The 24,111-nt window shown below is 68.5% G+C and carries 19 protein-coding genes, 2 tRNA genes and 1 pseudogene; 8 read left to right on the forward strand and 14 right to left on the reverse strand.

Annotated elements, in window-relative coordinates; translation table 11 throughout:
• Positions 1-105 precede the first annotated feature (105 nt).
• Both ADL01_RS34440 and ADL01_RS34445 read right to left on the reverse strand, forming a co-directional pair.
• The gene (locus ADL01_RS34440) at positions 106-999 is read right to left on the reverse strand and encodes a rhomboid family intramembrane serine protease (protein ID WP_053745982.1); all 894 of its coding nucleotides are present in this window, start codon (positions 997-999) and stop codon (positions 106-108) included.
• Between the two features lie 119 nt (positions 1,000-1,118).
• Positions 1,119-1,652, reverse strand: coding sequence for a peptidylprolyl isomerase (locus tag ADL01_RS34445; protein ID WP_053745983.1), 534 nt, complete (start codon positions 1,650-1,652; stop codon positions 1,119-1,121).
• A gap of 388 nt (positions 1,653-2,040) precedes the next feature.
• Between ADL01_RS34445 and ADL01_RS34450 the strand changes: the two genes are divergently transcribed.
• Complete coding sequence (locus tag ADL01_RS34450) at positions 2,041-2,742, forward strand: DUF5324 family protein (protein WP_053745984.1); 702 nt, start codon at positions 2,041-2,043, stop codon at positions 2,740-2,742.
• Between the two features lie 283 nt (positions 2,743-3,025).
• Here ADL01_RS34450 and ADL01_RS34455 read toward each other — a convergent pair.
• Positions 3,026-3,098 (reverse strand) — tRNA-Ala (locus tag ADL01_RS34455).
• A gap of 181 nt (positions 3,099-3,279) precedes the next feature.
• Between ADL01_RS34455 and ADL01_RS34460 the strand changes: the two genes are divergently transcribed.
• Together ADL01_RS34460 and ADL01_RS34465 are read left to right on the forward strand one after the other, a co-directional pair.
• Positions 3,280-3,828, forward strand: a complete 549-nt coding sequence (locus ADL01_RS34460) for a helix-turn-helix domain-containing protein (protein ID WP_053745985.1) — start codon at positions 3,280-3,282, stop codon at positions 3,826-3,828.
• Positions 3,829-4,121: 293 nt separating this feature from the next.
• Positions 4,122-6,149 (forward strand): serine/threonine-protein kinase, encoded by a 2,028-nt coding sequence (locus ADL01_RS34465; protein WP_053745986.1) that lies wholly within the window; start codon positions 4,122-4,124, stop codon positions 6,147-6,149.
• A 1-nt stretch (position 6,150) separates the two neighbouring features.
• On the opposite strand, the gene ADL01_RS34470 is transcribed toward ADL01_RS34465, so the two are convergent.
• Positions 6,151-7,500: a hypothetical protein gene (locus tag ADL01_RS34470; protein ID WP_234354891.1), complete on the reverse strand. Its 1,350-nt coding sequence runs from the start codon at positions 7,498-7,500 to the stop codon at positions 6,151-6,153.
• A 300-nt stretch (positions 7,501-7,800) separates the two neighbouring features.
• Positions 7,801-7,929 (reverse strand): DLW-39 family protein, encoded by a 129-nt coding sequence (locus ADL01_RS46895; protein WP_003999697.1) that lies wholly within the window; start codon positions 7,927-7,929, stop codon positions 7,801-7,803.
• Between the two features lie 347 nt (positions 7,930-8,276).
• Between ADL01_RS46895 and ADL01_RS34475 the strand changes: the two genes are divergently transcribed.
• Positions 8,277-8,612 carry a DUF6344 domain-containing protein gene (locus ADL01_RS34475; protein WP_053745988.1) on the forward strand — a complete coding sequence of 112 codons (336 nt, stop codon included), beginning with the start codon at positions 8,277-8,279 and terminating at the stop codon, positions 8,610-8,612.
• A gap of 137 nt (positions 8,613-8,749) precedes the next feature.
• Here ADL01_RS34475 and ADL01_RS34480 read toward each other — a convergent pair.
• From ADL01_RS34480 to dnaA, 9 genes and pseudogenes are all read right to left on the reverse strand, one after another.
• Positions 8,750-8,823 (reverse strand) — tRNA-Ile (locus ADL01_RS34480).
• Positions 8,824-8,966: 143 nt separating this feature from the next.
• The gene (locus ADL01_RS34485) at positions 8,967-9,815 is read right to left on the reverse strand and encodes a DUF3566 domain-containing protein (RefSeq protein WP_053745989.1); all 849 of its coding nucleotides are present in this window, start codon (positions 9,813-9,815) and stop codon (positions 8,967-8,969) included.
• A gap of 18 nt (positions 9,816-9,833) precedes the next feature.
• Positions 9,834-12,440 (reverse strand): DNA gyrase subunit A, encoded by a 2,607-nt coding sequence (gene gyrA / locus ADL01_RS34490; RefSeq protein WP_053745990.1) that lies wholly within the window; start codon positions 12,438-12,440, stop codon positions 9,834-9,836.
• A gap of 42 nt (positions 12,441-12,482) precedes the next feature.
• Entirely contained in the window at positions 12,483-14,552 is a 2,070-nt protein-coding gene (gene gyrB, locus ADL01_RS34495) for a DNA topoisomerase (ATP-hydrolyzing) subunit B (RefSeq protein ID WP_053745991.1), read from the reverse strand.
• Between the two features lie 372 nt (positions 14,553-14,924).
• Positions 14,925-15,494: a DUF721 domain-containing protein gene (locus ADL01_RS34500; protein ID WP_234354892.1), complete on the reverse strand. Its 570-nt coding sequence runs from the start codon at positions 15,492-15,494 to the stop codon at positions 14,925-14,927.
• Positions 15,491-16,612, reverse strand: a complete 1,122-nt coding sequence (gene recF / locus ADL01_RS34505) for a DNA replication/repair protein RecF (RefSeq protein ID WP_053745992.1) — start codon at positions 16,610-16,612, stop codon at positions 15,491-15,493. The genes ADL01_RS34500 and recF overlap by 4 nt, the downstream gene beginning before the upstream one ends.
• Before the next feature lie 51 nt (positions 16,613-16,663).
• Positions 16,664-17,472 (reverse strand): annotated as a pseudogene (locus tag ADL01_RS34510) (NADP(+)-dependent, decarboxylating phosphogluconate dehydrogenase).
• Between the two features lie 182 nt (positions 17,473-17,654).
• Positions 17,655-18,785, reverse strand: a complete 1,131-nt coding sequence (dnaN, locus tag ADL01_RS34515; protein ID WP_053745993.1) for a DNA polymerase III subunit beta — start codon at positions 18,783-18,785, stop codon at positions 17,655-17,657.
• Between the two features lie 878 nt (positions 18,786-19,663).
• Positions 19,664-21,550, reverse strand: a complete 1,887-nt coding sequence (dnaA, locus tag ADL01_RS34520; protein WP_053745994.1) for a chromosomal replication initiator protein DnaA — start codon at positions 21,548-21,550, stop codon at positions 19,664-19,666.
• Between the two features lie 384 nt (positions 21,551-21,934).
• Here dnaA and rpmH point away from each other — a divergent pair, with 384 nt between their 5' ends.
• From rpmH to yidC, 4 genes are read left to right on the forward strand one after another with little or no spacing between them, the layout of a single operon-like run.
• The gene (gene rpmH, locus ADL01_RS34525; RefSeq protein ID WP_006381191.1) at positions 21,935-22,072 is read left to right on the forward strand and encodes a 50S ribosomal protein L34; all 138 of its coding nucleotides are present in this window, start codon (positions 21,935-21,937) and stop codon (positions 22,070-22,072) included.
• 21 nt (positions 22,073-22,093) lie between these two features.
• The gene (gene rnpA, locus ADL01_RS43030) at positions 22,094-22,465 is read left to right on the forward strand and encodes a ribonuclease P protein component (RefSeq protein ID WP_078960923.1); all 372 of its coding nucleotides are present in this window, start codon (positions 22,094-22,096) and stop codon (positions 22,463-22,465) included.
• On the forward strand, positions 22,462-22,815 hold the full coding sequence (gene yidD / locus ADL01_RS34535; protein ID WP_053745996.1) for a membrane protein insertion efficiency factor YidD: 354 nt from the start codon (positions 22,462-22,464) through the stop codon (positions 22,813-22,815). Before rnpA ends, yidD begins: the two co-directional genes overlap by 4 nt.
• A gap of 3 nt (positions 22,816-22,818) precedes the next feature.
• Entirely contained in the window at positions 22,819-24,102 is a 1,284-nt protein-coding gene (gene yidC / locus ADL01_RS34540; RefSeq protein ID WP_053745997.1) for a membrane protein insertase YidC, read from the forward strand.
• Positions 24,103-24,111: the final 9 nt, after the last annotated feature.

Raw genomic sequence — 24,111 nt, forward strand, 5'->3', positions numbered from 1 at the left:
GCTGTTCACGCACACTGTGCACAGGTAGCGCCACGGACTGTGGACAACAGGCACTCAGTGACAGGTCATGCCCGGTCGGAGACCCTGGACGGCAGGTCGCGCGCCTCAGACGAGCTGGCTTGTGCGGATCAGGGTCATGACGACCACCACGACCAGGACCACCGCGCAGACGCCGTACTGGATCAGGGACCGGCGCTCGCGCGGAGCATGGACCATGGCGTAGCCGATCACGACTCCGGCCACAAGTCCGCCGATATGGGCCTGCCAGGCGATGTTGCTCATCCCGAAGGTGAAGATGAGGTTGATCACCAGCAGGGCGATGATCGGCCGCATGTCGCGGTTGAGGCGGCGCATCAGGACCGCGGTCGCGCCGAAGAGGCCGAAGATGGCGCCTGAGGCGCCGAGCGAGCCGCTGCTCGGGGCTGCCAGCACATAGGTGAGGGCACTGCCCGCGAGGCCCGAGACGATGTAGAGCGCCAGGAAACGGACCCGGCCGAGGGCGGCTTCCAGCGGGCCGCCGAGCCACCACAGGCTCAGCATGTTGAAGCCGATGTGCCAGATGGCCTGGTGCGCGAACATCGAGGTGAACAGCAGATACCACTGGCCCTCGGCGACACCCTCCGTGGCGACGAACGGTGCCGGGGGCCACTTGCCGACGAGTACCAGGTGATCCACGAACGACGGGCGGATCTGGCCGACGAGGAAGACCGCGAGATTGATCCCGATGAGGATCTTGGTCAAGAGCCGCGGGTCTGCCGGGATGGTGCCGCCGGCCAGGGTGCGGGGCGTGGTGGCGCTCGGTGCGTGTCCTGTGCCGGAGCCGTTGCGCACGCATTCCGGGCACTGGAAGCCGACGGAGGCGCTGACCATGCACTCGGGGCAGATCGGGCGTTCGCAGCGGGTGCAGCGGATGCCTGTGTCGCGGTCCGGGTGGCGGTAGCAGGTGGGCAGGCTCTGGGCGTCCTGCGGGCCCTGTGGGCTGCCTGGCGCCTGATCCATGTCGTCCCCTAGTTCCGTAATGCCATCTGTCCGTCTTTGTGTGCGATGCAACGCACCGCCCCGCCCATCCTTACGGTTGGGCGGGGCGTTTGGTTCCCTGTGGGAAGGGCTCCGGGGTCTCAGCCTTCACGGGTCTCGACGACGACCGATTCGATGACGACGTCGTTGACCGGGCGGTCGGTGCGCGGGTTGGTCGCCGTGGTCGCGATGGCGTCCACGAGCTTCTGGCTGGCCGCGTCGGTGACCTCACCGAAGATGGTGTGCTTGCGGTTCAGCCAGGCCGTCGGGGAGACGGTGATGAAGAACTGCGAACCGTTGGTGCCCGGGCCGGCGTTGGCCATGGCCAGCAGGTACGGCTTGTCGAACCGGAGGTCGGGGTGGAACTCGTCCTCGAACTGGTAGCCGGGGCCACCGGTGCCGTTGCCGAGGGGGTCGCCGCCCTGAATCATGAAACCGCTGATCACCCGGTGGAAGACCGTGCCGTCGTAGAGCTTGTCCGTGGACTTCACACCCGTCTCCGGGTTGGTCCACTCACGCTCGCCGGTGGCGAGCTCCACGAAGTTCCGGACCGTCTTGGGCGCGTGATTCGGCAGGAGCCGGACTTCGATGTCGCCTTGGTTGGTCTTCAGGGTGGCGTAAAGCTGCTCGGCCACGATCTGCCTTCCGTTGTCCTCTTGTGACGCCCCGATCCTCGCACGGTCCACGCCATGCACCGCCCGGCACCCTCCTCTGGACGGAAATCCGACGCTTTCTCTTGCGCGCAGCCGTTTCATAGGAAACCGGTCGAGTAGGCGCGGGACAGGGGCGCGGCGCGGCGATCCGTGGCATTGTCGAAACAAGCTCCTGTTGCCCTGTATTCATTGCTATTGCATGTGATCGTCATCCGCTGTCGCATGTGATCGGTTCGGTGCCGTCAGCTTCGTGTGACCGGCCGTCCATGACCCGGATGCCCGCCCTCACATGCCTCGCGGCGTATTGCCGGGCATGATCCGTAAAAGGGTGGAGAGTCGAATACCGTACGCCACCGAGGAGGAGGACCCCGTGACCCGCATTGAAAGCGTGCGCGCCGCTACCGGCTCGGCGAAGGACAGCGTCCTGCACGCCGCGGACGTGGTGGCGCCTTACGCCGACACGGCCAAGGACAGGGCCACGCTGTACGCACACGAGGCACGCGTACGGCTTGCGCCCAAGGTGTCCCAGGCTGCGGAACAGGCCCGTGTCCAGTACGGCGCACATCTCGCGCCGCGGTTGGAGCAGGCCCGTACGCATGTGCCGCCGAAGGTCGACCATGCCGCCCATGAAGCCGCCGTCCGTACCGCCAAGGCCGCTCGGCAGGCCGCCGACTTCACCGCACCGCGTGTGGAGCGAGCGGTCGCGGCGGCCGGCCCTGTACGAGAGGAAGCCGCCGCACGCGGTGTCGCCGCGCTGGCCGCGCTGCGCGGTCAGGTCACTCCGAAGGAGATCAGGAAGCTGGTGCGTAAGCACGAGCGGCGGGCGCGGGCGGGCCGGCTCGCCAAGGGGCTGGCCGCGCTGGGCATTCTGGCGGGCGGTGCTTTCGCCGCGTGGAAGTGGTGGGACAAGCAGGCCAACCCCGACTGGCTGGTTGAGCCGCCCGCCGCGACCGAGGTCCCGGAGACGGGCCGCCTGACGTCGGTGGACGGCACCGGCCAGTCGGTCCTGGACCCCGAAGTCCAGGCGAAGGAAGCCGAGTCGGGGACGGACGACGACGAGGACCGTCGCTGACGGTTCTTGTGTGGCGCCGTTGGTGAGGTCGCTGTGGGGCGGGAGGCTTTCATGCCTCCCGCCCCACAGCGATGTTTCACGTGAAACATGACACGGCGGCACCCATTCCTCCGGCCGGTGTTTCACGTGAAACACGACCAGGAGACAGCCAGGGCTCATGGCCCAGCCGCTCCCACGTCTCCCAGACCGTGCGTGTGGTCGCGGACAAGGTCGGGCGCCTGGCGGATCGACAGCCGAATGCCCTCTGAACTGCGTTTCCGCAGTTCAGAGGGCATTTTGGGAGTGGAGCCTAGGGGAGTCGAACCCCTGACATCTGCCATGCAAAGACAGCGCTCTACCAACTGAGCTAAGGCCCCGAACAGGAAGCATCCCCCCAGAACAACCAGATACTGGTGGGCGCCGCAGACCAGAGTACCGGTTGATCCCCGGTATCTCGCAAAAGGATTGGGCTCCCCGTGGACGACCACTCTCCGTAAGATGCTGGTCGTGGTTCGCTACAGCGAACCGCGGTATTTGGGGAAGCGATGGGGAGACGCAATGGATGCCGCACAGCAGGAAGCGACCGCGAGAGCGCGGGAGCTTCAGCGGAACTGGTACGGGGAGCCGCTGGGGGCGCTCTTCCGTAAGCTCATCGACGATCTTGGACTCAACCAGGCTCGTCTCGCGGGGGTACTTGGGCTGTCCGCGCCGATGTTGTCACAGCTGATGAGCGGCCAACGAGCCAAGATCGGCAACCCGGCAGTGGTGCAGCGCGTGCAGTTGCTGCAGGATCTGGCCGGTCAGGTCGCGGACGGCAGCGTCAGCGCCGCCGAGGCGACCGAGCGGATGGACGAGATCAAGAAGTCGCAGGGGGGGTCGGTGCTCAGCAACACCACACAGTCGACGACGAGTTCGGGGGCGCCCACGGTCAAGCGGGTGGTCCGCGAGATCCAGTCGCTGCTGCGCTCGGTGGCCGCGGCCGGGGACATCATCGACGCGGCTGACTCTCTCGCCCCGAGCCATCCGGAACTGGCAGAGTTCCTCCGGGTGTACGGCGCGGGCCGCACGTCCGACGCCGTGACGCACTACCAGTCCCACCAGAACTGAGCCGCCTCCCGGCCGCCGATCGGGGGTTCGGCGGCCGGGCTACGGCTCAGGGCACAGGGGGGCAGGCGCACAGCACGACAGGCTCGGGCAACTCGAAGGACGCGGGCCCGGCATCAGCCCGGGCCCGGAAACACGTAAGGACCAGGCAGGGAAGGCGGGCAGGGAAGCAGGTAGGGAGACAGGTTCTGGGTGAGCGGGGTGACCGGGGCTCCGGAGCGGGGTAGGAGGAGCCGTACCGCCCGCCGGTCCGGAACCGACGGAGCGGGGATCCGAAGGGGGATCGACGCAGAGCCATGGGTGAGGTCTTCGCCGGCCGGTACGAACTGGCCGACCCGATCGGGCGCGGGGGAGTCGGCGCCGTCTGGCGCGCCTGGGACCACCGCCGCCGCCGGTACGTGGCCGCCAAGGTCCTGCAGCAGAGCGACGCCCACTCGCTGCTGCGCTTCGTCCGCGAACAGGCGCTGCGGATCGACCACCCGCATGTCCTCGCCCCGGCCAGCTGGGCCGCCGACGACGACAAGGTCCTGTTCACCATGGACCTGGTCGCCGGGGGCTCGCTCGTCCATCTGATCGCCGACTACGGCCCCCTGCCGCCCACGTTCGTCTGCACCCTCCTCGACCAGCTCCTCTCGGGCCTGGCCGCCGTACACGCCGAGGGCGTCGTCCACCGCGACATCAAGCCCGCCAACGTACTGCTCGAGGCGACCGGTACGGGCCGCCCCCGGCTACGGCTGTCCGACTTCGGTATCGCCATGCGGCTGGGCGAGCCCCGGCTGACGGAGACCGACTACGTGGTGGGCACCCCTGGTTACTTTGCCCCCGAGCAGATGCTGGGCGCGGACCCGGACTTCCCCTCCGACCTGTTCGCCGTGGGTCTGGTCGCCCTCTATCTCCTGGAGGGCGCAAAACCGGACGCCAAGGCCCTCATCGAGTACTTCACGGAACACGGCACGCCCACTGCTCCACAGGGCATACCCGAGCCGCTCTGGCAGGTCGTGGCCACGCTGCTGCAGCCGGACCCGCAGGCGCGGTTCCGCACCGCCACCGGCGCGCGCAAGGCCCTCGCCCAGGCCGCCGAACTCCTGCCCGAGCCCGGCCCCGACGACGAGCTGATCGAGATCTTCGACCAACTCGGCCCCCTGCCACAGGGCTTCGCCCCGACCGGCCCCCTCAAACGGTCCCCCGACGTGACCACGAGCGGCGGCCGCACCGGCGCGGCGACGGGCACCGGCGCGGAGAGCGGGCCGGCCACCGGCGCCGGACGCGGCGAGCCGGACGCCATGCACAGCGGCACACACACGGGCACCCACACCGGCCCAGGCTCAGCGCGCCGATACGACCCGTACCGCGAACCCCACTCGGAGGGCACACCTACCGGCGCGACCGGCGGCACGCACACGGGGCCGGGGCTCAGTCCGATGCCGGGTTCGCTGCCGGGTCCCTGGCCCGGTCCGATGCCGGATCCCGAGCCGAACCCGGGAAACGTTTCCCCATCCGCCGGACCAGGCACGGGCGTCATACCGTCCAGGCCGGCCGGCGCCCCGGCGCCCGCAAGCCCCGGCACCGGTGCCGAGCCGCCCTGGCAGCCCTCCGGAGCCGACTCCGCAGCAAGCCGGCCCTCGATGCCGGACGGCACCAGCCCCTCCGACCAGGCGCAGCGGGCCCACCCAGGTCAACCGGGCCACCACCCGACTCACCCCGCACAGCCTGCACAGCCTGCACAGCCTGCACAGCGCAACGGCATCCCGCCCCGGCCGGACACCGCGCCGCCGCGCCCCACTCACCCGCCGGCAGCGATCCCGCCCCAACCGTCCAGCATGTCGGACACGGGCAGCTTCCACCTGCCCCCGCCCCAGCTCACCGCCCCCTCGGCATCACCCCAGCACCGGCCGGAGCGGCCCTCCACTCCCCCCACGGCCTCCCCGCTCCCGACGCCGGCCGCGGTCCACGTACCGCCGCCCTTCGAAGTCCCGTCCTTCGCAGGACAGGACTTCGAAGCCCCGCCGTTCGAGCCCACGCCCGTACTGTCCTACCGGCCCCACACGCCCCGGACCGCCACGCAGACTCAGATACAGACGCAGACCCCGACTCCCGTTCCCGCTCCCGCTCCCGCTCCGACACGGCGCCAGGACGCGTACACCTCGTCTCCTTCGTACGCCGCACGGTCCCCGCAGGCTCCGGCCTCCCCACAGGCGGTGCCACAGCACCGCGCCCGACGACGCCGGCGTCGCCCGGGGCCGTCCGCGAAGGTGGCGATACCGGTCCTGTTCCTCGCCGTCGCCTGCTATGCCGTGGGTTTCTGGGCCCTGTTCCGCATCTGAGCTATGCGCGGCCGGCCCGGCGCCGGGCGACCACCGTCCACAGCGCGAGCCCCAGCAACAGCACGCTGCCCGCCCCGATCCCGCTCACCGCGACCACCCGCATAGCGGCGGCGTCACCATGGCCACCACCCCCGCCGTTCCCCGCGGTGACGCTCTCGTCCGCTCCCGTGACGCCCGCCCACCCGGCGGCAGCCTCCCGGTCCTGGTCCGTGACCGCGAACGTGTCCCGGGGCACGGACTGCCCCAGGTACGCGGGCGCGTCCTGCGCCGTACCGGTCACCTGCACCCGCAGCGTCAGCCCGTACGGCCCCGGGCCGAATCCTTCCGTCAGCTGCTCGCCGAGATGGACGACGAGGTAGTACGAGCCGGCGAACCGCATCCCGCTCGCGCGGTCGCCGGCGCCGAAGCGGTTGGCGTACGCGACCGGTGGCAGCGGATCGAGGGCGGCCGAGGTCTGGCGGCCGTCGTAGAGGAGGCCCTTGTCGTCGACGTACCCGCGCGCGGGGTTGTAGAGCGACATCACGAGCGCGGAGCTGACGTACCGGCCCCCACCGTTGGAACCGGCGCCGGAACTGCCCAGTTCGGCAACCGCGTTCAGCTGCTGCCCCCAGTCGACCGGCACCCGGTAGAACAGCGTCTGACCGGGCGTGATGTCGTCCCGCCAGACGCCTGTGCCCACCGGGGCGGCCGTGGCGAATCCAGCGCCGCCCGCGCGGCGGACCGCGTCGCCGGTGAGGGGGTCGGGCGACGCGGAGTTCCACGACTCGGGGGACTCGGGCGCGACAGTCGAACTCTTGTTCACAAGGCCCGGCTCCGACACGTACGTCAGCTCCAGGTCCCAGTCATCGGACGACGAGCCCGGCGAGTCGATGCGCTCCACGACGACGTAGTACGTACCGGCGCTCCGGCATGCCGTCGTCTCCCCGTCGGTCACCCGCGACGCCCAGGCGGCGACGGGATGCGGGCTGCGGGAGGGCCCGAAGCGTGTGCTGTCGTAGGAGCAGGAACGGGCGTCGCTGTCCTCTACGGACACCTTGACGCCGTCGGTGGAGGACACCGTCGCGCCCTGCCGGGGGACGGCGGTGGCGGAGACGTACGCGTTCGACGTGGCGTCCAGTGCCAGCCGGAAGTAGAGCCGTCCGTTGACGGGGAGGGCGCTCCGGTAGACCCCGCCGGGCTCCAGCCCGACGGCGTCCGTGGTGCTCGCGGCCCCCTCCACGGTCCGGGCGCCCTTGGCGAAGTCATAGGTGTACGCATCCGGCGCGGCGACCGCCCCAACATCGTTGCCCGCGCCCATCACCACGCACACCACCGCCGCCACGACCCCGCCCCGCATCGTGCGCCGCCCCATCACGCGCCACCCCTCGCCCTGTCCCGCCGCCCGAACCGTCCGCCGACCCCGCTCCGCCGGGCACCGTCTCTGCCCGAACCGCCGCTCATCCTGCCCCTCCGGCCGCCCCGCCACCGCACAATTCGCACGAACGCCCGGTACAGCTGCCCTTGCGGCATTTCGATTTGCCCCAGCAAGGGTTTCCTTCACGACCGCGAACTACCCACCGTCCCCCGAGCCCATCCCGACGCGACGCCGCGGACAACACAAAACCCCGACCGCGTCGGCGGCCGGGGTCTGTTCACAGACTGCTGTCGATGCTCACGAACCCGTGGGCACGGAGTCGGTCGCCTCCGTCCACAGATCCTGCTCGGCGCGATCCGCCTGGATCTGGCGGTACACGAGGAGCCCGCCGATGGCGGCCAGTGCGACCAGGAGAAGCTTCTTCACCGTGCGACCTCGTCTTTCCTTGACGTAGGGGACCTCTGGCGCCCGACTATACCCTCCGGCCGAGACCGATCGGTGACCTACGCCGGTCGCCAACTCCCGCCCGGAGCACCGCAGTAGAAGCGGACGACACCGCTCCGATCGGAGGGTGATCAGATCTCCACGTACCGTTATTTTTCACCGCACTCCACCCCGACCCCCACATTTCCCTCCTTTCTCTCCCTCTTGCACCCATCCGAGTGGTGTTCATCGGAAGATCGACGCGCCATGGGCGTAGGTCCACCACTTCGCGGCCGCCATACACATCATGAGGAAAGTACGCAAATCGCCCAACCCGAAAGTGAGGGGCCATGGCCCAGAACAAGGTCATGAAGCTGTGGACCGCCATCGTCACCGCCTTCCTGGCGCTGTGCACGACCCTCGGTCTGATCACGACGACCGCCGGCGCGGCGGTAGCCGAGAGCCGCGCGGCGCGCAACTGCACCGCACCAGCAGCGCTGCCCGCGACAGCCGACTGGGCCTGGTCCTACGCCCGGTCCCTGCCCCCCACGATGAAACAGCGCATCGGAGCCGAGGCCCACGGCTCCTCTCCGAGCTGCCGACACCGCTCACCCGCCGACACGGACACGGAAGCCGGCCCGGAGACAGCCCCGGACGCGGAGACGGCGGCACAGCCGCTTTCCTGACCCCTCGCGCGATCCCCCGCCCCCCTCCCCCTGTAGCGGCGAACTTGCGTACGAAGCCACACGGAGAAGCACCAGAACCAACACACCAGGACAAACGAAAGACCCCCAACCATCACTGGCTGGGGGTCTTTTCACTGTGGGGCTAACAGGATTTGAACCTGTGGCCTCATCCTTATCAGGGATGCGCTCTAACCAACTGAGCTATAGCCCCGCCGCGCTCTGCGGTGTATGTCCCGCGCGCTGACCTCTGAAGATTAGCGCACGACGCGGCCAGTCCCAAAATCGATAGCCGGGCGACGTTTGGGGCAGGCCCTCACCCGCGGCTTACCCGCACTTCACCGGCACTTCACCAGCTCACTCGTCCTCGGCAAGCGTCAGCTCGATGCCGCCCACGAAGCCCGCTGAGAGGTTGTAGATGAACGCGCCGAGTGTCGCCAGCGCCGTCGCGAGGACGACGTCGATGACCGCGATGACCGACGTGAACATCAGGACGTGGGGGAGCGACAGGAAGGACTGGAGGTCGAAGCCGTTCGACTCGTTCGAACCGGTGGCCTCCGAGATCGTGCCGCCGACCGTCGAGAAGACGCCCATCGCGTCCATGACCATCCACAGGACCACCGCCGCCACGATCGTGCAGATGCCCAGCGCGATCGACAGCAGGAAGCTGACCTTCATGACCGACCACGGGTCCGCCTTGGACACGCGCAGACGTGCCTTGCGCGTGCGGGGCAGCGTGGTCGCCCCCGTGCGCGGGCGCCGTACGGCGCCGCCCGCCTGAGCGGGCGCCGGCACCGAGGCCGCGGCGCCCGCGGCAGGGGCCGACGGGTAGGCCTGCGGCGGGTGATAGGGCCCCGCGTGCTGCTGCGGCTGCCGCTCGCCGGGCAACGGCGATGCCTGCGGCGGCGCGGCGGCACTCTGGGCGGCGGGGCCCGCGCCGGTCCCGTACTGCTGGGTCTGCGGACCTCTGGCGTCCGTCACAGTTCCCCCCTGGGATCCATGTGTGTCGGTCGGGCGCTTGCCGCTCGTACGCGGCTTGATGGCCTGCAGGTTGGTCGTGTGCGGATCTGTCGCGTTATGCGCGTCCCTCGCACCCTGCCCATCGGTCGCCCGCGCGGCGGAGCCACGACCGCCGCCGTCATTGCCCGTACCGGTCGAGGGACCGGACGAACTGCCGGACGAACCGGCGTCCGTGGCTCCGCTCACGTTGACTCACTCCTCGCGCTACTCCGACGAGGACTGATCGCCCTCGTCCGTGCCGATGCTCGCGGCACCCTCGGCCGGCTCGTCCACGGCGTCGTCGCCGTCGACCTCCTCGGCCTCACGTCCCGCCTCGGCGTTACGTGCGATGCCGACAACGGCATCGCGCTTGCCCAGGTTGATCAGTTGGACGCCCATGGTGTCACGGCCCGTCTCCCTGACCTCATTGACCCGCGTCCGGATCACGCCGCCGGAGAGCGTGATGGCGAGGATCTCGTCGGTCTCCTCGACCACCAGCGCGCCGACGAGGGATCCGCGGTCCTCGACGATCTTGGCGGCCTTGATACCGAGGCCGCCGCGCCCCTGGACGCGGTACTCGTCGACGGCGGTCCGCTTCGCGTAACCGCCGTCGGTAGCAGTGAACACGAACGTACCGGGTCGAACAACATTCATCGAGAGCAGCTGGTCTCCCTCACGGAAGCTCATGCCCTTGACACCCGAGGTGGCCCGGCCCATCGGACGCAGAGCGTCGTCAGTCGCCGTGAACCTGATCGACTGTGCCTTCCTGCTGATCAACAGCAGATCATCCTCGGACGAAACGAGTTCGGCTCCGATCAGTTCGTCGTCGGAACCGTCCTCCGTCTCACGGAGGTTGATCGCGATGACACCGCCCGAACGCGGGGAATCGTAATCCTTCAGAGGCGTCTTCTTCACCAGACCGCCCTTGGTGGCCAGCACCAGGTAGGGCGCCGCCTCGTAGTCGCGGATCGCGAGGATCTCCGCGATCGCCTCGTCCGGCTGGAAGGCCAGCAGGTTGGCGACATGCTGCCCACGCGCGTCCCGCCCGGCGTCGGGCAGCTCGTACGCCTTCGCGCGGTAGACCCGGCCCTTGTTGGTGAAGAACAGCAGCCAATGGTGCGTGGTCGACACGAAGAAGTGGTCGACGATGTCGTCTTCCTTGAGCTTCGTGCCGCGTACGCCCTTGCCGCCGCGCTTCTGCGAGCGGTAGTCCTCCGTCTTGGTGCGCTTGACGTAGCCGCCGCGCGAGATGGTGACGACGATGTCCTCTTCGGCGATCAGGTCCTCGATGGACATGTCACCGTCGAACGGCACCAGCTTGGAACGCCGGTCGTCGCCGAACTTCTCGACGATCGCGGCGAGTTCCTCGCTGATGATGCCCCGCTGCCGCACGGGCGAGGCGAGGATCGCGTTGTACTCGCGGATCTTCGCCTGGAGTTCGTCGTGCTCGGCGACGATCTTCTGGCGCTCCAGAGCCGCCAGTCGGCGCAGCTGCATCTCGAGGATGGCGTTGGCCTGGATCTCGTCGATCTCCAGGAGGCCCATCAGGCCCTCGCGCGCGATCTCGACGGTGTCACTGCGCCTGATCAGCGCGATGACCTCGTCGATCGCGTCCAGGGCCTTCAGCAGGCCACGCAGGATGTGCGCGCGCTCCTCGGCCTTGCGCAGCCTGAACCGCGTACGCCGGACGATGACCTCGATCTGGTGCGTCACCCAGTGCCGGATGAACGCGTCCAGGGAGAGGGTGCGCGGGACGCCGTCGACGAGCGCCAGCATGTTCGCGCCGAAGTTCGTCTGCAGGTCGGTGTGCTTGTAGAGGTTGTTCAGCACGACCTTGGCGACCGCGTCCCGCTTCAGGACGATGACCAGGCGCTGCCCCGTACGGGACGACGTCTCGTCGCGGACGTCCGCGATGCCGCCGATCTTGCCGTCCTTGACCAGGTCGGCGATCTTCTGCGCGAGGTTGTCCGGGTTGACCTGGTAGGGGAGTTCGGTGACCACCAGGCACTGGCGGTTCTGGATCTCCTCGACGTCGACGACCGCGCGCATCGTGATGGAGCCACGACCGGTGCGGTACGCCTCCTCGATGCCCTTACGGCCCACCACCAGCGCGCCGCTGGGGAAGTCGGGGCCCTTGATGCGCTCGATCAGGGCGTCGAGCAGCTCCTCGTGGGAGGCCTCGGGGTTCTCCAGGTACCACTGGGCGCCGGCCGCGACCTCACGGAGGTTGTGCGGCGGGATGTTGGTCGCCATACCGACCGCGATGCCCGCCGAGCCGTTGATCAGCAGGTTCGGGAAGCGGGCCGGCAGAACCGTCGGCTCCTGGTTGCGGCCGTCGTAGTTGTCCGTGAAGTCGACGGTCTCCTCGTCGATGTCACGGACCATCTCCATGGACAGCGGCTTCAGCTTGCACTCGGTGTACCGCATCGCGGCGGCCGGGTCGTTGCCCGGGGAACCGAAGTTGCCGTTGGAGTCCACGAGCGGCATCCGCATCGACCACGGCTGCGCGAGACGGACCAGCGCGTCGTAGATCGAGGAGTCGCCGTGCGGGTGGTAGGTACCCATGACGTCGCCGACGACACGGGCGCACTTGTAGAAGCCCTTCTCGGGCCGGTAGCCGCCGTCGTACATGGCGTACAGGACGCGGCGGTGGACGGGCTTGAGACCGTCCCGTACGTCGGGCAGCGCGCGCGACACGATGACGGACATCGCGTAGTCGAGGTACGAGCGCTGCATCTCGGTCTCGAGCCCGACGGGCTCGACGCGCAGGGTGATCTCACCCTCTGCGGGAGTGCCGGGACCCGTGGGGGAAAGGGGTGTCTCGTCGGTCATTGCTGGTGAAGATCCTTTCTGACGCGGTCAGCTGAGACCGACTCAGATGTCGAGGAAGCGGACGTCCTTGGCATTGCGCTGGATGAACGCGCGGCGCGCCTCGACGTCCTCGCCCATCAGGACCGAGAACAGGTCGTCGGCCTGCGCGGCGTCGTCGAGCGTGACCTGACCGAGGACCCGGTGCTCCTGGTCCATCGTCGTGACACGCAGTTCCTCGGCGTTCATCTCGCCAAGGCCCTTGAAGCGCTGGATCGAGTCCTCACGGACCCGCTTGCCGCTCTGCCGGCCCAGCTCGATCAGCGCGTCGCGCTCGCGGTCCGAGTACGCGTACTCGAAGTCGTCCCTGCCCCACTTGATCTTGTACAGCGGGGGACGGGACAGGAACACGTGTCCGGCCTCGACCAACGGACGCATGAAGCGGAACAGGAAGGTCAGCAGCAGGGTGTTGATGTGCTGGCCGTCGACGTCGGCGTCCGCCATCAGGATGATCTTGTGATAGCGCAGCTTCTCGATGTCGAAGTCCTCGTGGACCCCGGTACCGAAGGCCGAGATCAGCGCCTGGATCTCCTGGTTCTGCAGAATCTTGTCGATCCGCGCCTTCTCGACGTTCAGGATCTTGCCGCGGATCGGGAGGATCGCCTGGTACTGCGGGTTACGGCCGGACTTGGCCGAACCACCGGCGGAGTCACCCTCGACGATGAAGATCTCGCACTTGATGGGGTCGTTCGACTGGCAGTCGGACAGCTTGCCCGGCAGCGACGCCGTCTCCAGCAGACCCTTGCGACGCGTCAGGTCACGGGCCTTACGGGCCGCCACGCGCGCGGTGGCCGCCTGGATGCCCTTGCGGATGATGTCCGAGGCCTCGACCGGATTGCGGTCCAGCCAGTCGTTGAGGTGCTCGTAGACCGCCTTCTGTACGAAGGTCTTCGCCTCCGTGTTGCCCAGCTTGGTCTTCGTCTGACCCTCGAACTGCGGCTCGGCCAGCTTGACCGAGATGATCGCGGTCAGACCCTCACGGATGTCGTCGCCCGTGAGGTTGTCGTCCTTCTCACGAAGCAGCTTCTTGTCGCGCGCGTACTTGTTGATCAGCGAGGTCAGCGCGGCCCGGAAGCCCTCCTCGTGCGTACCGCCCTCATGCGTGTGGATGATGTTGGCGAAGGAGTACACACCCTCGGTGTAACCACTGTTCCACTGCATCGCGACCTCGAGGGACAGGCTCTTGTCCTTGTCCTCCGCCTCCAGGTCGATGACGGTCGGGTGCACCGCGTCTCCCTTGCGGGAGTTGAGGTACGTCACATAGTCGACGATGCCGCCCTCGTAGTGGTACGAGACGGTCCTGACCTCGTCCTTCTCGTCGGCACCCGCCTCGTCCGCGCCGATCGTGGCCTTCGCCACCTCACGCTCGTCCGTGAGGTTGATCGTCAGGCCCTTGTTGAGGAACGCCATCTCCTGGAAGCGCCGCGAGAGCGTCTCGAAGGAGTACTCGGTGGTCTCGAAGATGTCGCCGTCGGCCCAGAAGGTGACCGACGTGCCGTGCTCCGTCGTCGCCTCGTGCTGGGCCAGCGGAGCCGTCGGGACGCCCAGCTTGTAGTCCTGCGTCCAGCGGTAGCCGTCGGTCCTGACCTCTACCGCGACCCTGCTGGACAGGGCGTTCACGACGGAGACACCGACGCCGTGCAGACCGCCGGAGACCGCGTAGCCGCCGCCGCCGAACTTGCCGCCCGCGTGCAGCACGGTCAGCACGACCTCGAGGGCCGGTTTGCCCTCGGACGGGACGATGCCCACCGGGATGCCTCGGCCGTTGTCGATGACGCGCACGCCGCCGTCGGCGAGGATCGTCACGTCGATGGTGTCCGCGTGACCGGCCAGCGCCTCGTCGACGGAGTTGTCGACGACCTCCTGCACCAGGTGGTGCAGACCACGCTCACCGGTCGAGCCGATGTACATGCCGGGTCGCTTGCGGACCGCGTCCAGACCCTCGAGGACGGTGATGGCGTTGGCGTCGTACGCCGGCGCGGAGGCCTTGGCCGTACCGGCCGGGGCCTCGGTGGACGGGATGTTCTCGTTGGGGTTGCCGGAATCGGCCACGAAGCGCCCTTTCTGGCACAGCACTAGCCAAGCTCCCGGCAGGTGGCCGGAGCGGCTGCGGCGTGTTGCGTTGGTAAGCCTTAGTCAGCGGTGCACACCATTTCCCGGTGGTCCCCTCCAATGGGGCGGGATTGTCTCCAGTCTACCGGTAGCGCCGACGGTGATGGGGGTTTGCCGGTACCTGAGTCCGCATGTGCCGCCCTCAACCGGTCTCTCCCGAGTCCCCATATGCGGAGCGGGGCTCCAAGAGGCTTGGAGAGGCACTCAGCGCTTCCAGGTGTCAACCCTTGGCTACCGGGGAGTCACGTACGGATTCGCGGACGCGCGCACCGACGCACGCCCGCCCACGGCCCGCTTTCGATGTGACACACCTCACCCACGCGGAAATGCGGGGCCTCACCCGTAGGTGTCACCCGGACCCGTGCTCCCGGGCGCCCGCAACGGGCCGAACCGACGGGCCGGACCGGCGGGGCCGAGCACCTTGAGGAACCGCACCCTGCCCTGCCCCAGGTCCTCGTTCAGCCGCGCGACCAGCTGCGGCGCGAGCAGCCGCACATTCGTCGCCCACGCCGTGGAGTCGCAGCGCACGATCAGCACCCGCTCGTCCTCGTCGTACGACTCCGGCTCACAGTGCTTGGCCAGGTCCTCACCGACGATCTCCGGCCACCGGCCCATCACCCCGCCCACCGCGGCCGGCGCCTCCCACCCGCGCTCCGTCACCAACCGGTTGATCGCCGCACCGAGCGCCATGGGGTCACGCCTGTCACGCCCCGAGCCGGAACGCAGACCGCCCCCGCGCCGCGCCTGCCTCTTCTGCTGGGCTCCGTCCCCACGCGCGCGTGCCGCCTCTTTCGCCGCCCTGAGCGCCACCCGCGCGAGATCCACCCCGGAGGGCTCAGGGACCGGCAGGGGAGATTCAGGGGGCTTACCAGGGTTCTCCCCCGACGCGGACCGGTCGGCCGTCATGCGCGCTCCACCGTCCCGTCCGACACCGAAAACCGCGTTCCCGCCAGTACGTGCGGTACGTCGTCGTCGACCGCGGCCGTCACCAGCACCTGCTCCCCGGGCGCCACCAGCTCCGCCAGCCGCTCCCGGCGCCGGGTGTCCAGCTCCGCGAACACGTCGTCGAGCACCAGCACCGGCTCGTTGCCCTCGGCCCGCAGCAGGTCGTACGAGGCCAGCCGCAACGCCAGCGCGTACGACCACGACTCACCGTGGGACGCGTACCCCTTCGCGGGCAGCTGACCCAGCTTGAGATGCAGGTCGTCCCGGTGCGGGCCCACGAGGGTGACACCCCGTTCGATCTCCTGCTTGCGCACCTCGGCCAGGGCGCCCAGCAGCTGCTCGTACAGCTCCTCACGCGCGTGTGCCTCACCCGGCGCCGACGGCTTGTACTCCAGGGCCAGCGGACCACCGCCGGGCGCCAGTTGCTCGTACGCCTTGTCGGCCAGCGGCTGGATCGCGGCGATCAGGTCGAGCCGCTGGGCCAGCAACTCGGCCCCCACGCTCGCGAGATGCTGGTCCCACACGTCGAGCGTCGAGAGGTCCATCGTGCGACCGCCGTGCCGCCGGGCCAGCGCTGCCGACTTCAGAAGTGTGTTGCGCTGCTTGAGGACCCGGTCGTAGTCGGAGCGCACGCCCGCCATGCGCGGGGAGCGCGCGGTGATCAGCTCGTCGAGGAACCGCCGCCGCTCACCCGGGTCGCCCTTCACCAGGGCGAGGTCCTCGGGCGCGAACAGCACCGTCCGGACGATCCCCAGCACGTCTCGGGGTCTGGCCTGCGACGACCTGTTGATGCGGGCACGGTTCGCGCGGCCGGGGTTCAGTTCCAGCTCGACCAGCTGCTGCCGCTCGCCCTGCTTGACCTGCGCCCGGATGATCGCCCGGTCGGCGCCCATGCGGACCAGGGGGGCGTCCGAGGAGACCCGGTGGCTGCCCAGTGTGGCGAGATAGCCGACCGCCTCGACGAGGTTGGTCTTGCCCTGCCCGTTGGGGCCCACGAACGCGGTGACGCCCGGTTCGAGCGGGACCTCGACCCGGGCGTACGAGCGGAAGTCGGCCAGCGACAGATGCGTGACGTGCATGGTCGTCGCCGACCTCCCCCGGACTTGTGGACCGCTGAGCGGCCCTGTGGATTACTTCGCCTCGACCGCGTGGCCGCCGAACTGGTTGCGCAGCGCCGCGATCATCTTCATTTGCGGGGAGTCGTCCTGCCGGGACGCGAACCGCGCGAACAGCGACGCGGTGATCGCGGGCAGCGGAACGGAGTGGTCGATCGCGGCCTCCACGGTCCAGCGGCCCTCCCCGGAGTCCTGCGCGAACCCGCGCAGCCGTTCCAGGTGCTCGTCCTCGTCGAGGGCGTTGACCGCCAGGTCGAGCAGCCAGGAACGGATGACGGTGCCCTCCTGCCAGGACCGGAAGACCTCCCGTACGTCCGTGACGGAGTCGACCTTCTCCAGCAGCTCCCAGCCCTCGGCGTAGGCCTGCATCATGGCGTACTCGATGCCGTTGTGGACCATCTTCGAGAAGCCGGCTCCACCTTCGCTATGTGTTCGGCGTCGCCGCCGTACATCAGCGCGTAGCCGTTCTCCAGGCCCCAGACGCCACCGGAGACACCGCAGTCGACGAAGCCGATGCCCTTGGCCGCCAGTTGCTCGGCGTGCTTCTCGTCGTCTGTCCAGCGCGAGTTGCCGCCGTCCACGACGACGTCGCCGGGCTCCAGGAGCTCGGCGAGCTCGTCGACGGTGGACTGGGTCGGGGCGCCGGCCGGGACCATCACCCACACCACACGCGGAGCGCTGAGCCCGTCCACAAGCTCCTTGAGGCTGTGGACATCGGCGACGTCCGGGTTGCGGTCGTATCCGATGACGGTGAGACCTGCGCGGCGTATCCGCTCGCGCATGTTGCCGCCCATCTTGCCGAGGCCGACGAGACCGAGCTCCATCAGTTGTTCCTTAGGTTGCGACGTGGCATGGGGGCACTCCTGTTGCTCGTGCCCACGTCCGAGCCTAAACCCGGACGCTCATGCACATCTGTGGGCATACGCGCTCAGACGTATGCCCCCCACCTGCGGTGTTTCGGCGGAGACGCTCAGCTGTTCGAAAAAAGTCAGACAGCTCGCATCGCTCAGCCGCTGAGGCGGACCGGCATGATCAGGTACTTGTACGCCTCGTCCGCCTCGGCGTCCATGGCCGGCTTGCCGCTGAGCAGCGCGGGCTTCGTGGACGTCGTGAAGGAGAGCTGGGCCACCGGGGAGTCGATCGCGCTCAGGCCGTCCAGCAGGAACGTCGGGTTGAAGGCGATCGAGACGTCGTCGCCCTCCAAGTGGGCGTCGACCCTCTCCACAGCCTGTGCGTCGTCGCTGGAACCGGCTTCCAGGATCAGCACACCCTGCTCGAAGCTGAGCCGCACCGGGGTGTTGCGCTCGGCCACCAGGGCCACACGCTTGACGGCCTCCACGAAGGGGGCGGTCTCGATCACGGCGATGGAGTTGAACTCCGTCGGGAAGAGCGAGCGGTACTTCGGGAGGTCGCCCTCCAGCAGCCGCGTCGTCGTGCGACGGCCGGCGCCCTCGAAACCGATGAGGCCCTCGCCCGCGCCCGAACCGGACAGCGCCAGGATCACGCTGTCGCCGCTCGTGAGCGCCTTGGCGGTGTCCAGGAGCGTCTTGGCGGGCACCAGGGCCACCGCGGACGCGTCCGGGTTCTCCGGCTTCCACAGGAACTCGCGGACCGCGAAGCGATAGCGGTCGGTGGACGCCAGCGTCACCGTGTCGCCCTCGATCTCGATGCGCACACCGGTGAGGACGGGCAGCGTGTCGTCACGGCCTGCCGCGATGGCCACCTGGGCGGCGGCGGACGCGAAGACCTCACCGGGCACCGTGCCGGTCGCGGTCGGCATCTGCGGCAGCGCCGGGTACTCCTCCACAGGCAGGGTGTGGAGGGTGAAGCGGGAGGAGCCGCACACCACCGTCGCCCGTACACCGTCTGTGGAAATCTCCACCGGTCGGTTGGGCAGGGCGCGGCAGATGTCGGCGAGGAGCCGGCCGGACACCAGGACCGTGCCCACCTCCTCGACCTCGGCCTCCACCGAGACCCGCGCGGAGACCTCGTAGTCGAAGCTCGACAGGCTCAGCTGGCCTTCCTCGGCCTTCAGCAGGAGGCCGGCGAGGACAGGGGCCGGTGGACGGGCCGGGAGGCTGCGCGCCGCCCAGGCAACTGCCTCCGCGAGTACGTCGCGTTCCACCCGGATCTTCACTGTTGCCGCCTCCTGCTGTTGCCGGCGCTTCTCGGCCTGCCTGGCTTCGTCGTCTGTCTGGTGTCGTCGGTCCCCGTGCTGGGAAGGACACCGGGAACAGTCTGACGCACGGCACTGACAGTAGGTGCCTGTCGGGGTCAAGTCGTGACGAGGGGCGGTCGGGCTCCCGAGAGCGAGTTGTGCACAGGACCCACTTCGAAACGGATTCCCAGCTCTCTCTAGTTGTCAGTAGTAGTAGGGGCTGTGGATACCGTGGATAACCCCGTTTTCGCAGCTCAGGCCGCAAATTTTGTCCACCGACCCTGTGGGCGGAGCCGGTGGATAACACGGCCTCTCTGTGGAGAACAGAAAGTTCTGCACACCCCGTGCACAGGTGGGGGCTAGTTCTCCCCAGGGCCGTCCCCAGCTTTACCCAGCTTTCCCACAGCCCAACCAGACCCCTTGGTGTGACGCCTTTCACTCGACCCGGTGAGGAGGCGCGTTGGGTTGCCGAACAGTGGACAGAGGTGTGGAGAAGCCGGTGATCGCTGGGGACAACGGGTCCCAGCCTGTGGGCCATCGGTGGACAACTCCGTGCACAGCCTGTGGATCATTTCTTTGTCCACAGCCTGTGGAGATCTTTTGTCCACCGATCCACAGCCACCTGACCTGGTCTGATGATCTATCACCAGCTCGGCCTGTGGACACAGTCTGGACAACTTCCCGGTCCCCAGGGTGTGGACGCGAGAAAGTCACCAAATCTGTGGAGGGTGGCCGTAACCTCACCCGCATTCGAACAGTGGGTTGCGGCCCGGCAACGGTCGACGCGTGCCGGAGAACGGCGAAGGCGCCCTCGGGACTCGTCCCGGGGCGCCTTCCGTGCCGTAACTCGGCTGCTGTCAGCCGTTCTTGATGCGGTTGGTCAGCTCGGTGACCTGGTTGTAGATGGAGCGGCGCTCGGCCATCAGCGCGCGGATCTTGCGGTCGGCGTGCATGACGGTGGTGTGGTCGCGGCCGCCGAACTGCGCACCGATCTTGGGCAACGAGAGGTCCGTGAGCTCCCGGCACAGGTACATGGCGATCTGGCGGGCCGTGACCAGCTGGCGGCCGCGTGAGCTGCCGCACAGGTCCTCGACCGTGAGGCCGAAGTAGTCGGCGGTCGCCGCCATGATGGCCGGCGCGGTGATCTCGGGGGTCGAGTCCTCGCCGCCCGGGATCAGGTCCTTGAGGACGATCTCCGTGAGGCCGAGGTCCACCGGCTGCCGGTTGAGCGACGCGAACGCCGTCACCCGGATCAGCGCCCCCTCCAGCTCGCGGATGTTGCGCGAGATGCGGGAGGCGATGAACTCGAGGACCTCCGGCGGGGCGTTGAGCTGCTCCTGGACCGCCTTCTTACGGAGGATGGCGATACGCGTCTCCAGCTCGGGCGGCTGGACGTCGGTGATCAGGCCCCACTCGAAACGGTTCCGCAGCCGGTCCTCCAGCGTGACCAGCTGCTTCGGCGGCCGGTCGCTGGACAGCACGATCTGCTTGTTGGCGTTGTGGAGCGTGTTGAAGGTGTGGAAGAACTCCTCCTGCGTCGACTCCTTGTCCGCGAGGAACTGGATGTCGTCGACGAGCAGGATGTCCATCTCGCGGTAGCGCTTGCGGAAGCTGTCGCCCTTGCCGTCGCGGATGGAGTTGATGAACTCGTTGGTGAACTCCTCCGAGCTCACGTACCGCACGCGCGTGCCGGGGTAGAGGCTGCGCGCGTAGTGCCCGATCGCATGCAGCAGGTGGGTCTTGCCGAGGCCCGACTCCCCGTAGATGAAGAGCGGGTTGTACGCCTTCGCGGGTGCCTCGGCGACAGCGACGGCGGCGGCGTGGGCGAAACGGTTCGACGCTCCGATGACGAAGGTGTCGAACAGGTATTTGGGGTTCAGGCGTGCCGTGGGTTCGCCGGGACCAGGTGCCGGGGTCTGCCTCGACGCCGGCGAGCCGGGTGAGCCGCCGCCGGGACGTACGGCGCCCCCGGGGCCGCCGCGGTGTCCGTGGCCGCCCGCCGAGGAGGAATCCGAAAGGTCGCGGCGGCCGTCGCGCTGCTCGTACTCCGCGCGCTGCTGTCCGTAGTCGCCGCGCTGCTGTTCGTAGTCCGAGCGCGGCTGCTCGTACTCGGAGCGCTGCTGCTCGTACGGCGAACGCTCGCGCGGTGGCTGCGGGCGGTAGTCCGAGGACGGCGACGCGTACGGGTCGCGCTCCGGGAAGCCGAGGCGGGGCTGCTGCCAGCCGTAGTCGTCCTGGGTCGGCCGGGGCCAGGCGCCGGGCTCGGGGCGCTGGTACTCGGAGGGGTAGGCGGGGCGGGCGGTCGGGAGCTGGTCCGTGTGGGAGGGCTGCTGGCCGTCGCGCGTCTGGGGGTGGTCGTCGGCGCGGTGGCGGCCGTACCCCTGGTACTGGTCGCGGGCCGGCGGGAGGTCGGGTTCCTCGTAGCGCGACTGCTGCGGGACGGAGGGGCCGGGCGGCATGGCCTCGCCGACGGAGTCGTCCACGGTGATGGCGATGCGGATCGGGCGGCCGCACTCGCGGCTGAGCGTTTCGCTGACGATCGGTGCGAGGCGGCCTTCGAGGACGCCTTTCGCGAATTCGTTCGGTACGGCGAGCAGTGCGGTGTCCGCGACCAGGGCCAGCGGCTGGCAGCGCCTGATCCAGCGCTCGTCCTTCACCTCGACGCCCTGTCCACGCCCCTCACCGAGGAGATGTTCCAGCACTCGTGGCCACACTGCGGCAAGATCGGCAGGTACGTCAGCCACAGGGCACGCTCTCTCACGGGGTCCCACGAACGTGTGGTTCTGGGACGTATCGGGATGTCTTCGGGTGGGACAGGCGGATGGGAGTCCGGCCACGGTAGTCAGGGCGACGGGTGCGGTTCAAGTTGTTGTCCCCAGCCTGTGGATAGTGTCTCGCCCTGGGCGCTGGTTTGACCGGATGGCGTAGCCCCGCGTACCGTGACCAGGTCGAGTTGTCGATGGCTGCTGCCGCCTGCCTCCGATGGGCATAGATCACGAACAGTGCTCCTACCAGGGCACCTTCCAGTGATCGAGCGGTGCACTCGGGCGTAAGCGAGCTACTCGTGGGCGCACGGTGACAGCCAAGACGGCACCCCGGTACCTACCGATTCTTTCTGGAGCCCCCGAGTGAGCAAGCGCACCTTCCAGCCGAACAACCGTCGCCGCGCGAAGACCCACGGCTTCCGCCTGCGGATGCGTACCCGTGCCGGTCGCGCGATTCTCGCGAACCGCCGTGGCAAGGGTCGCGCGAGCCTGTCCGCCTGATCCTGATCAGGTCATGACGTCGTGCTGCCTACCGAGCATCGGCTGAGGCGGCGCGAGGACTTCGCGACCGCGGTACGACGGGGTCGCCGGGCTGGTCGCCCGCTCCTCGTCGTCCATCTTCGTAGCGGTACCACGGACCCGCACGCGCCTGGGGAGAGCGCTCCCCCGACGCGTGCGGGTTTCGTTGTCAGCAAGGCAGTGGGCGGCGCGGTCGTCCGCACCAGGGTGAAGCGCCAGCTTCGCCATCTGATGCGCGACCGGGTCGCCGGGCTGCCCCCCGGTAGCCTGGTAGTCGTACGAGCGCTGCCCGGTGCGGGCGACGCCGACCATGCACAGCTGGCCCGAGACCTGGACGCCGCTCTGCAGCGGCTGCTGGGAGGGGGCGCGCGATGAAGTACCCGCTGCTGGCCCTGATCAAGCTGTACCAGTGGACGATCAGTCCGCTGCTCGGGCCTGTGTGCAAGTACTACCCGTCGTGCTCCCACTACGGCTATACGGCCATCGACCGGCACGGCGCGGTCAAGGGAACGGCACTCACCGGTTGGCGCATCCTGCGGTGCAATCCGTGGTCGCTGGGTGGTGTGGACCATGTTCCCCCGCGCAAGCGTCCGCGGTGGCACGAAATGCTGCGCAACACCTGGCGTGCACGCAAGGGCGGGACCTCCGCCGCCGGCGCGGCCATCGAGGGGCAGAACCCCCCGAGCCCGGCCGCCGAGACCCCGTCCCATGTCCAAGGAGCATGATTAGTGGACACGATTGCCAGCATTTTCAGCTTCATCACGACACCCGTTTCCTGGGTCATCGTCCAGTTCCACAGCGTGTACGGCGCGATCTTCGGCCCCGACACCGGCTGGGCCTGGGGCTTGTCCATCGTGTCCCTGGTGATCCTGATCCGCATCTGCCTGATCCCGCTCTTCGTGAAGCAGATCAAGGCGACCCGGGCCATGCAGACGCTGCAGCCCGAGATGAAGAAGATCCAGGAGCGCTTCAAGAACGACAAGCAGCGCCAGTCCGAAGAGATGATGAAGCTGTACAAGGAGACGGGCACCAACCCGCTCTCCTCGTGCCTTCCCATCCTGGCGCAGTCTCCGTTCTTCTTCGCCCTCTACCACGTGCTCAACGGCATCGCGTCGAACGAGCAGATCGGCGTCATCAACGGTGATCTGCTGGAGAGTGCGCAGAAGGCGCACATCTTCGGCGCTCCGCTGGCAGCGAAGTTCACCGAGAGCGCGGCGAAGGTGGAGGCGCTCGGCGCCTCGATCACCGACGTCCGCGTCGTCACCGCGATCATGATCGTCCTGATGTCGGCGTCGCAGTTCTACACGCAGCGCCAGCTGATGACGAAGAACGTCGACACCACGGTGAAGACACCGTTCATGCAGCAGCAGAAGATGCTGATGTACGTCTTCCCGGTCATGTTCGCCGTCTTCGGCATCAACTTCCCGGTCGGTGTCCTCGTCTACTGGCTGACCACCAACGTGTGGACCATGGGCCAGCAGATGTACGTCATCCGCAACAACCCGACTCCGGGAAGCAAGGCTCAGGCCGCCTACCTGGAGCGCCTCCTCAAGCACGTCACGCACCACGGCAAGACCCGCAGCCGCGGCGAGCGCGCCATCGTGAAAGCCATCGTCACCAAGGGCCGTGACCGCAACGAGTTCGAGCGCAAGTTCATCAACGGTCTGAACAAGGCAGGCCTGACGGCCCAGGCCGACGGCACGGTGACGACGGGCGTGAACCCGGAGGTCACCGAGACCGAGGACGGTACGCCCGCCACCGGTACCGCCAAGCGTCAGCAGCCCAAGCGCCAGAGCAAGTCCCAGCGTCAGTCGGGCGCCAAGCCCGCAGGCGGTTCCGAGCCGGACACCCCCACGACGTCGCTGATCAAGTCCGACGAGCCCGAGGACGCCAAGTCGGCCGGAGGGGCCGCCAAGCAGGCCGCCACCCAGCCCGGTCCCGGCACCCGCAGCAAGGCCCAGTCCGGACAGCGCAAGGGTCCGCAGCGTCCCAAGTCCCCGTCCAAGAAGTAAGAAGGAGTC

This window comes from Streptomyces sp. NRRL WC-3618, assembly GCF_001280005.1.
GTDB lineage: Bacteria > Actinomycetota > Actinomycetes > Streptomycetales > Streptomycetaceae > Streptomyces.

Excerpts from the sequence above, each read along its gene's own strand:
- ADL01_RS34470 (WP_234354891.1), bottom strand. The coding sequence starts at position 7,500 with ATGGGGCGGCGCACGATGCGGGGCGGGGTCGTGGCGGCGGTGGTGTGC.
- recF (WP_053745992.1), bottom strand. The coding sequence starts at position 16,612 with ATGCACGTCACGCATCTGTCGCTGGCCGACTTCCGCTCGTACGCCCGG.
- ADL01_RS34465 (WP_053745986.1), top strand. The coding sequence starts at position 4,122 with ATGGGTGAGGTCTTCGCCGGCCGGTACGAACTGGCCGACCCGATCGGG.
- ADL01_RS34475 (WP_053745988.1), top strand. The coding sequence starts at position 8,277 with ATGGCCCAGAACAAGGTCATGAAGCTGTGGACCGCCATCGTCACCGCC.
- ADL01_RS34500 (WP_234354892.1), bottom strand. The coding sequence starts at position 15,494 with ATGACGGCCGACCGGTCCGCGTCGGGGGAGAACCCTGGTAAGCCCCCT.
- ADL01_RS34460 (WP_053745985.1), top strand. The coding sequence starts at position 3,280 with ATGGATGCCGCACAGCAGGAAGCGACCGCGAGAGCGCGGGAGCTTCAG.
- gyrA (WP_053745990.1), bottom strand. The coding sequence starts at position 12,440 with ATGACCGACGAGACACCCCTTTCCCCCACGGGTCCCGGCACTCCCGCA.
- ADL01_RS34440 (WP_053745982.1), bottom strand. The coding sequence starts at position 999 with ATGGATCAGGCGCCAGGCAGCCCACAGGGCCCGCAGGACGCCCAGAGC.
- yidD (WP_053745996.1), top strand. The coding sequence starts at position 22,462 with ATGAAGTACCCGCTGCTGGCCCTGATCAAGCTGTACCAGTGGACGATC.